At 74.2% G+C, this 8,291-nt stretch carries 6 protein-coding genes and 2 pseudogenes; 4 read left to right on the top strand and 4 right to left on the bottom strand.

Annotated elements, in window-relative coordinates; translation table 11 throughout:
* Positions 1–51 precede the first annotated feature (51 nt).
* A pseudogene (locus tag AB0B40_RS21705) lies at positions 52–960 on the bottom strand (aminotransferase class I/II-fold pyridoxal phosphate-dependent enzyme); the annotation flags it as partial.
* Positions 961–1,208: 248 nt separating this feature from the next.
* Positions 1,209–2,168, bottom strand: a complete 960-nt coding sequence (locus AB0B40_RS21700) for a hypothetical protein (protein WP_362265025.1) — start codon at positions 2,166–2,168, stop codon at positions 1,209–1,211.
* Positions 2,169–2,513: 345 nt separating this feature from the next.
* Between AB0B40_RS21700 and AB0B40_RS21695 the strand changes: the two genes are divergently transcribed.
* The 3 genes from AB0B40_RS21695 (at position 2,514) to AB0B40_RS21685 (ending at position 5,460) form a co-directional block, all read left to right on the top strand.
* Positions 2,514–4,310: a thiamine pyrophosphate-requiring protein gene (locus AB0B40_RS21695; protein WP_345056867.1), complete on the top strand. Its 1,797-nt coding sequence runs from the start codon at positions 2,514–2,516 to the stop codon at positions 4,308–4,310.
* Positions 4,311–4,380: 70 nt separating this feature from the next.
* Positions 4,381–4,758, top strand: a complete 378-nt coding sequence (locus tag AB0B40_RS21690) for a DUF2795 domain-containing protein (RefSeq protein ID WP_345056865.1) — start codon at positions 4,381–4,383, stop codon at positions 4,756–4,758.
* Positions 4,759–4,917: 159 nt separating this feature from the next.
* Positions 4,918–5,460: a type 1 glutamine amidotransferase domain-containing protein gene (locus tag AB0B40_RS21685; RefSeq protein ID WP_345056863.1), complete on the top strand. Its 543-nt coding sequence runs from the start codon at positions 4,918–4,920 to the stop codon at positions 5,458–5,460.
* A 108-nt stretch (positions 5,461–5,568) separates the two neighbouring features.
* Here AB0B40_RS21685 and AB0B40_RS21680 read toward each other — a convergent pair whose 3' ends face one another.
* Positions 5,569–5,856, bottom strand: coding sequence for a DUF6158 family protein (locus tag AB0B40_RS21680; RefSeq protein ID WP_345056861.1), 288 nt, complete (start codon positions 5,854–5,856; stop codon positions 5,569–5,571).
* Between the two features lie 57 nt (positions 5,857–5,913).
* Between AB0B40_RS21680 and AB0B40_RS21675 the strand changes: the two are divergent.
* Positions 5,914–6,426: pseudogene (locus AB0B40_RS21675) on the top strand (hypothetical protein); the annotation flags it as partial.
* Positions 6,427–6,594: 168 nt separating this feature from the next.
* On the opposite strand, the gene AB0B40_RS21670 reads toward AB0B40_RS21675, so the two are convergent.
* A complete protein-coding gene (locus AB0B40_RS21670; protein WP_362265022.1) occupies positions 6,595–8,214 on the bottom strand; it encodes an ATP-binding cassette domain-containing protein in 1,620 nt (539 codons plus the stop codon).
* Positions 8,215–8,291: the final 77 nt, after the last annotated feature.

Raw genomic sequence — 8,291 nt, 5'->3', positions numbered from 1 at the left:
CGGGTGTTACCAACTTTCGTGACGTGACGGGCGGTGTGTACAAGGCCCGGGAACGGCCGCGTGCGCCGCGGCGGCCACGCGCGCGTGCAACCGTACGGAGGCCTCGCGGCGTTCGGTGACGGGCGGGGGTTCGTCGAGGGCGTAGCCGGCGACCGCGGCGACCGGGGTGCCGATCCGTGCGCCGAGGGGGGTGAGGATGTCGAGCACGCGCGCGTGGAGGTGCCGTCCGCCGGCGGTGGCCGGGAAGCGGGCGACGGCGGCGGGCCAGCCGGGGGGCAGCAGGGCACCGGCCAGGTCGGTGACGACGGTGACCTGGTCGGGCCGCATCTCGGCGGGGCTGAGCAGGACGGTCCCGTGCGGGTCGTGCACGGTGTCCCGCCAGGTCTCGTCGCTGACCAGGTGCAGGCCCTCGGCGGTGGCGGCCTCGACGGTCTCCAGCAGCAGTTCGGGCGGGGCGACGCAGGCCGTGGGGTCGTCGGCGACGGACAGCACCAGCAGCCGTGGGTCGCCGCCCTCGGCGCGGACCCGCCGGACGGTCTCCAGCAGGGCGTACGGGTCGGGGACGCCGCCGCTCTCCAGGGGAGTGGGCACCTGGAAGACGGACCGGCCGAGGAGCCGGGCGTACGGCGCCCACCAGGCGGCGCAGGGCCGCGGGACGAGGACGTCGGCACCGTCCCCGGCGAGCGCCGCGGTCAGGGCGAGCAGCAGGGCGGGGGCGCCGGGGCTCGCGGCCACCTGGTCGGGGCCGCAGGGCAGTCCACGGCGGGTCCAGTAGCCGCAGGCCGCCTCCAGCAGGGCGGGGGCGCCCCCGACGGGCTGGGCGTCGGCACGGCCCGCGGCGGCGGCGACCACGGCGGAGAGTTCGGGAAGCACGGGCAGGCCGTCGCCCGGGAACGCGGGGCCGTAGCGGACGGGGCCGTGGTCCTCCCCCCGTTCGTCCCCGGGGCCCGTCCGCCGCATGTCCGCCTCCGCGCAGTCCGTGGTGCCGTTCGTGCCGCCCGGTCCGGGCCGGTCTCCTCGCCGTGTTCCTTCCGGACCGTGGGCCGTGGTCCGTGGTCCGTGGTCCGCTGTCCGCGGTCCCTGGTGCGTGTCGTGCGGTTGCCTCGTGGCGTGTGCGCGGCGACCGGTGCCGGGGAAGATCCCCGGCGGTGCCCTCGGGAGGGTGTGTACCCGCCGGGCGGCGCTCCATGGCGCCACCCGGGGCCAGGTCACCCCTCGGTGGACCGGTCCGCCGCGGGCCGCACGCGGCCGTACACGCGGTATCCGGCGCCCGCGCAGGCGGCGGCGATCAGGGCGCCGCCGGCGGCGAGTGCCGGAACCGAGTCGTCGAAGGTGCCTCCCTGTCCCGCCGCCACACCGTGCTGGACCGCGGCGTGGCCGTCCGGGCAGGACGCGCCGCCGGACTCCGCGCACCCGTGGTCGTCGTGCCCGCCACCGACCTGGCCGCCACTCTCCTGACCACCGCCGTCGTGACCGTCCCCGTCGCGCCCTGAGCCGTCGTGCCCGGAACCGTCCTGGCCGGAACCCTCCTGGCCGGCACCGTCCCACCCGGAACCGTCGCGCCCGCCACTGTCCTGACCGGTCCCCTCCGGAGCGGCTCCGTCCGGGCCGCCACCCACCTGGCCGTCCTGACCGGCACCGTCGCGCCCGGCACCGTCGCGACCGGCCGCGTCCCTCCCGGCTCTGTCGCCTCCCGGGGCGTCCAGCCCGCTCATCCCGCCCTCCTCACAGGGCTCGCCCTGCCCGCACCGGCCGCTCTGGGCGCACAGGGTGCCGTCCGCGCAGCCCTCCGCCGCGGAGGTCTCGTCGCACTGTGCCCGCGCGGGGCCGGTCGCGGCCTGGTCGACGGCGGCTATGCGGGCGGCCGGGCCCGGCCGGGCGGCCCCGGTCGCACGGCCGGCGCTGACCCGGCTCGGGTGCGCGGGGCCGTCCGCGAGGGCCGGCGGGGTGGCGCCGAGGGGGCCCGGCACCGCTCCGGTGTAGGGCTCGCAGGACGCGGAGACCGTCGCGGTGCCGAGGCCCGGCCGGGCCCCCGCCCCGCCCCGGTCGGCGGCGGAGGCGGCGGGCTCGGGTGGCGCGGCGGCAGCGGCGTACGCGGCGGGCCCGGTGAGGGCGAGCACGGCACCGGCGGCGAAGACGGCGGGCAGGGCGCGGGCGGTGCGGCGCATGGGAGGGGCTCCTCGGCGGGCTGCGGCGGGAACGGCAGGGACGGTCGGGGGCGCCGTACGCCGGCACACCGGTACGACGGCAACGCCGCTCGGCGCCGGGTACGGAAGAGCACGGGTCGTGCCCTCGCTGTCATGACAGCCCGCGCCCGGCCGTACCGCGCGCGGCCGGAGCCCATTCGCGGGACACACGGGGCCGCCCGGGTGACAGCGGGACGAGGGACACCCGCGGGACACCGCCGGTCGGCGCCGCACGCCCGCCCGGGAGGTTTTCCGTCCCACTCGCAGGTCACTCGGTAATCCGCTGACCGGACCGTCCGCTTCGCACTGCACCGGGGAGGTCTCTCCATGAGCACCAAGGTCTCGGACCACATCCTTGAGCGTCTGCGCGCTTGGGGCGTGGAACAGGTTTTCGGCTATCCGGGCGACGGCATCAACGGGCTGCTCGCCGCCTGGGGCCGCGCCGAGGACCAGCCGCGCTTCATCCAGTCACGGCACGAGGAGATGTCCGCCTTCGAAGCGGTCGGGTACGCGAAGTTCAGCGGCCGTCTCGGGGTGTGCGTGGCGACGTCCGGACCCGGTGCCATCCACCTGCTGAACGGCCTGTACGACGCCAAACTGGACCACGTGCCGGTGCTGGCGATCGTCGGTCAGACCGACCGGACCGCGATGGGCGGCTCCTACCAGCAGGAGGTCGACCTCCACACGCTGTACAAGGACGTCGCCTCGGAGTTCGTGGAGACGGTGACGGTGCCGGAGCAGCTGCCGAACGTGCTGGACCGGGCGATCCGCACCGCGTACGCCCGGCGCTGCCCGACCGCGCTGATCATCCCCGGTGATGTGCAGGAGCTGGACTACTCGCCGCCGACGCACGAGTTCAAGATGGTGCCGTCCAGCCTGGGCATGAGCGACTACACGGCGACGCCGACGGACGACGCGCTGCGCCGGGCGGCGGACGTGCTGAACGCGGGCGACAAGGTGGCCGTCCTGGTCGGGCAGGGCGCCGCGGGCGCGGTCGCGGAGGTGCGGGAGATCGCCGAGATGCTCGGCGCGGGAGTGGCGAAGGCGCTGCTCGGCAAGGACGTGCTCAGCGACGAGCTGCCCTATGTGACCGGGCCGATCGGACTGCTGGGCAGCCGGCCGTCGTACGAGCTGATGCGGGACTGCGACACCCTGCTGACGATCGGTTCGTCGTTCCCCTACACGCAGTTCATGCCGGACTTCGGCAAGGCGCGGGGCGTGCAGATCGACATCGACCCGCACATGATCGGCATGCGCTACCCCTACGAGGTGAACCTGGTCGGCGACGCGCAGGCGACGCTGCGGCGGCTGATCCCGCTGCTGAAGGCCGACCGGGGCGGGCGCGAGTGGTACGACACGGTGTGCGCCAACGTGAAGCGCTGGCACGAGACGATGGACCGGCGGGCCGGGCTGGCGGCCGATCCCATCAACCCGGAGTACGTGGCCCGGGCGCTGGACCGGCTGCTGCCGGACGACGCGATCCTCACCTCCGACTCGGGTTCCGTCGCCAACTGGTACGCGCGGCACATCACGATGCGGCCGGGCATGCGCGGCTCGCTGTCCGGGACGCTGGCGACGATGGGTCCCGGCGTGCCGTACGCGATCGGCGCGAAGTTCGCGCACCCGGACCGGCCGGTGTTCGCGCTCGTCGGGGACGGGGCGATGCAGATGAACGGCCTGGCGGAGATGATCACGGCGGCGAAGTACCGCGACCGCTGGTCGGACCCGCGGCTGGTGGTGGCCGTGTGGAACAACCAGGACCTGAACCAGGTGACGTGGGAGATGCGGGCGATGGAGGGCGCTCCGTCGTTCCTGCCGTCGCAGTCGCTCCCGGACGTGCGGTACGCGGAGTTCGCCCGCTCGCTCGGGCTGACCGGCATCCGGGTGGAGAAACCCGAGGACGTGGAAGCGGGCTGGCGGGCCGCCCTGCAGGCGGACGGGCCGTGTGTGATCGAGTTCCTCACCGACCCCGCCGTACCTCCGATCCCGCCGCACGCCTCCTGGGAGCAGATGGAGGCGACGGCCGCGTCGATCCTGAAGGGCGACGCCGACCGTGGCTCGATGATCAAACAGGGGCTGAAGGCGAAGGTGCAGGAGTTCCTGCCGGGCCGGGACAAGCATTAGCCGCAGGCGGAACCGGTGTCGGACTGGCGGCACCGGGTACGCGGCGGACCTTCGACCCTTGGAGGGAGACATGCAGCGAGGCAGCGACCGGCTGAACGTCCATCGGGACGACGAGATGAAGCACGAACTGCAGGGCCTGCTGCGGTCCGGGCACCCGACGCGCGTGGAGGAGTGGCACGACCCGGAGCCGGCGGCGGACGACGACCCGGAGGTCTGGAGCGGACCGGTCGGCGGGCTGGGTGCCCCGGCGTCGCTGGAGCGGACCCGGCTGGAGCTGGCCCGGCACCTGAGCCGGCACACCTTCCCCGCGAAGGCGGACGAACTGGCCCGTGCACTGCGCCGGAGCAACGCGCCCGGCGGGCTGGTCGACGCGGTGGCCGGGCTGCGGCACGGGCACCGCTACGAGAACGTGCAGCAGCTCGCCGAGGCGCTGGTGGGCGGCGCATGAGGCGGGACCAGGCGGCCGAGATCGCGCAGGGCGCCACGGTCGACGTGGGTGACGCCTCCACGCGGTGACGCCTGGCGTCCGGTGCCGCGCCCGGGCCCGGAAGCGGTGCGCCCGGGCGCACCGGGCGGTGCTGAGGAAAGAGAAAGGGAGCTGAAAAACATGCGTATCGCGTTTCTGGTGGCGCCGGAGGGCGTCGAGCAGGTCGAGCTGACCGAGCCGTGGAAGGCGGCCTCGGACGCCGGGCACGAACCGGTGCTGGTGTCGACGGAGCCGGGGAAGATCCAGGCGTTCAACCATCTGGACAAGGCGGACACGTTCCCCGTGGACGAGGTGGTGGGTGAGGCGTCGGCCGAGTCGTTCGGCGGCCTGGTGCTGCCGGGCGGGGTCGCCAACCCGGACGTCCTGCGGATGGACGAGAAGGCCGTCGCCTTCGTGAAGGGCTTCTTCGAGCGGGGCCGTCCGGTGGCCGCGATCTGCCACGCGCCGTGGACGCTGGTGGAGGCGGACGTCGTACGCGGCCGGGTGCTGACGTCCTGGCCGAGCCTGCGCACGGACATCCGCAACGCCGGAGGCACCTGGGTGGACGAGCAGGTCAAGATCTGCGACCACGGTTCCAACCAGCTGGTCACCAGCCGCAAGCCGGACGATCTGAAGGCGTTCTGCGAGGCGTACCTGCACGTGTTCGCCGGTGAGGCCGGCTGACCGGACCGTGATGTGAAGGGCCGGCCCGTCATGGGCCGGCCCTTTTCGGTGTGCTGCCGGGTGCGGTGCCGGTGCTGCCGCCGCCGGTGCCGGCCGGTGCGCCGGCGGTCAGGTGCCGGACGTGTCCGGGGTCGCCGCCTCGCCGCAGCTGCGCTCGCGGGCGCCCTCGCGGGTGCGGGCCGCGCTCACCAGGCGGCGCGGGTTGCGGCGCAGATACTCGCCCTCCAGCTGCGCCATGCGCTCGTTGTGGGCCCGCAGTGCGTCGTTCGAGCCGTACAGGAGTGTGTCGTGGCGCGTGCGGTGGATCGTCTCCAGCTCCTTCATGAGCTGCTGGTCGTCCAGCCGGCTGGGGTCGACTCCGGTCATGGTCATGCCCCGCTCGTCGTGTTCGGTCATGGGCTTCGGGTACCCGCCCGGCCTGCACTGCCCCCGAGCGATTTCCGGGAGGAATCCATGGAACTCGCATTTCTGAATCCACTGTACGAACATCCCGGGTCCTGGGCCTCCGCATACGTGGACCTGTCCCTGCACGACGAGGACATGGCCCACCGGCGTCACCTGACGGCGGAGGCGGTCGCCCGGCAGCTGCGTGAGCAGGGCGCCGACGCGGCCACCTGCCGGGCCGTGTACGACGCGGTGGAGGCGCTGCGGCACGCCACGGAGCCGTACGGGCGGGCACTGTTCGCCCGGGAGGGCGAGGTGGCCCTCCAGGTGCCGCTGACCAAGGCCCCGCCGGACGGCCTGGTGCACTGGGGCCCGCTGCCGCACGTCACTCCGCTGCTGGACCTGGCCGGCGAGGACCCGGTGTCCCTGGTGGCGTACATCGACCGCACCGGAGCCGACTTCGAGCTGCGCAGCGCGGTCCTCCAGGAGGAGGCCGGGCACGTCACGGGCAGCCGGCAGTGGCCGATGCACCGGGCGAAGGCCTCCGACTGGTCCGAGCGGCACTTCCAGGTCAAGGTGGAACGCGCTGGTCCGGGCGGCCGTGGTGACGGACGCGCCGGTGCTCTCGCTGACGCCGGTGCTGGAGGACACCGGCGACGAGGTCGCCGCGGGCGGCATGGGCGCACTGCTGCGCTGGACGTGACCGGCGGGGGCGGGGCCGGGGGCCCGGCCCCGCTGCCGGGTACGGCGCTACCGGGCCCGCTCGACCCGTCGCTCGTCCCAGACCGGCTCCGGGGTCTCGCGGACCCGGCCGTCGCTGCCGAAGACCAGGAAGCGGTCGAAGGAGCGGGCGAACCAGCGGTCGTGGGTGACCGCGAGGACCGTGCCCTCGAACGACTCGAGCCCTTCCTGGAGGGCCTCGGCGGACTCCAGGTCGAGGTTGTCGGTGGGCTCGTCCAGGAGCAGCGCGGTGGCGCCTGCCAGTTCCAGCAGCAGGATCTGGAAGCGGGCCTGCTGCCCGCCGGAGAGCCGGTCGAAGCTCTGCTCGGCCTGCTGGGTGAGTTCGTAGCGGCGCAGCCGGGACATCGCCGCGCCCCGGTCCTGGGCGTGCTCCTTCCACAGGATGTCGAGGAGGGTGCGGCCCTGGAGTTCGGGGTGGGCGTGGGTCTGCGCGAAGTGGCCGGGGACGACCCGGGCGCCCAGCTTCCACTCCCCCGTGTGCCCGACGTCCTCTCCGGCGAGGAGCCGCAGGAAGTGGGACTTGCCGGAGCCGTTGGAGCCGAGGACGGCGACCCGTTCGCCGTAGAAGACCTCCAGGTCGAACGGCTGCATCAGACCGGTCAGTTCCAGACCCCGGCAGGTGACGGCCCGTACGCCGGTACGGCCGCCCTTCAGGCGCATGGTGATGTCCTGCTCGCGGGGCGGCTCCGGCGGCGGGCCGGCCTCCTCGAACTTGCGCAGGCGGGACTGCGCGGCCTGGTAGCGGGAGGACATCTCGTGGCTGACGGCGGCGGCCTGGCGGAGGTTCAGGACGAGCTTGCGCAGCTGGGCGTGCTTCTCGTCCCAGCGGCGGCGCAGCTCCTCGAAGCGGGCGAAGCGTTCCCGGCGGGCCTCGTGGTAGGTGGCGAAGCCGCCGCCGTGCACCCAGGCGTCCGCGCCGGCCGGGCCCGGCTCGACGGAAACGATCTTCTCGGCGGCGCGGGCGAGGAGTTCGCGGTCGTGGGAGACGAACAGGACGGTCTTCCGGGTCTCCCGGAGCTGCTCCTCCAGCCATCGCTTGCCGGGCACGTCGAGATAGTTGTCCGGCTCGTCCAGCAACAGCACCTCGTCGGTGCCGCGCAGCAGCGCCTCCAGCACCAGCCGCTTCTGCTCGCCGCCGGAGAGGGTGCGCACCTGCCGCCACTGGGCCCGCTCGTAGGGCACGCCGAGGGCGGCGGTGGTGCACATGTCCCACAGGGTCTCGGCCTCGTAGCCGCGCGCCTCCGCCCAGTCGGCGAGGGCCTGCGCGTACCGCAGCTGGGCCGCCTCGTCGTCGACGGTCATGAGGGCGTGCTCGGCCTCGTCGACGGCCTCGGCCGCCTGGCGGATGCGGGGCGGGGCGACGGAGACGAGCAGGTCCCGTACGGTCGTCTCGTCCCGCACGGAGCCGACGAACTGGCGCATCACGCCGAGACCGCCGCCGACGGTGACGGTGCCGCCGTGCGGTTTCAGCTCGCCGGAGATCAGCCGCAGCAAGGTGGTCTTGCCGGCGCCGTTCGGGCCGACCAGGGCGACGGTGGCGCCTTCGCCGACCCGGAAGGACACGTCGCCGAGGAGCGTCCTCCCGTCGGGGAGGTGGTACTCGAGGTGCGCGGCTTCCAGATGTCCCATGGTCAGGCATTCTCCGGGGCGCCCGGTGCCGCGGGCAAACCCATATCGGGCCCGTGCCCCGCCCCGCGCGGTGCGTC

Source organism: Streptomyces sp. NPDC042638 (assembly GCF_040647235.1).
In the GTDB taxonomy this organism is placed as follows: domain Bacteria; phylum Actinomycetota; class Actinomycetes; order Streptomycetales; family Streptomycetaceae; genus Streptomyces; species Streptomyces rameus.
The sequence above is the reverse complement of the archived record's forward strand: the minus strand, read 5'-3'. Positions and strand labels throughout refer to the sequence as shown.

Coding starts and splice junctions, on each gene's coding strand:
- AB0B40_RS21685 (WP_345056863.1), top strand. CDS start 4,918: ATGCGTATCGCGTTTCTGGTGGCGCCGGAGGGCGTCGAGCAGGTCGAG.
- AB0B40_RS21680 (WP_345056861.1), bottom strand. CDS start 5,856: ATGACCGAACACGACGAGCGGGGCATGACCATGACCGGAGTCGACCCC.
- AB0B40_RS21690 (WP_345056865.1), top strand. CDS start 4,381: ATGCAGCGAGGCAGCGACCGGCTGAACGTCCATCGGGACGACGAGATG.
- AB0B40_RS21670 (WP_362265022.1), bottom strand. CDS start 8,214: ATGGGACATCTGGAAGCCGCGCACCTCGAGTACCACCTCCCCGACGGG.
- AB0B40_RS21700 (WP_362265025.1), bottom strand. CDS start 2,168: ATGCGCCGCACCGCCCGCGCCCTGCCCGCCGTCTTCGCCGCCGGTGCC.
- AB0B40_RS21695 (WP_345056867.1), top strand. CDS start 2,514: ATGAGCACCAAGGTCTCGGACCACATCCTTGAGCGTCTGCGCGCTTGG.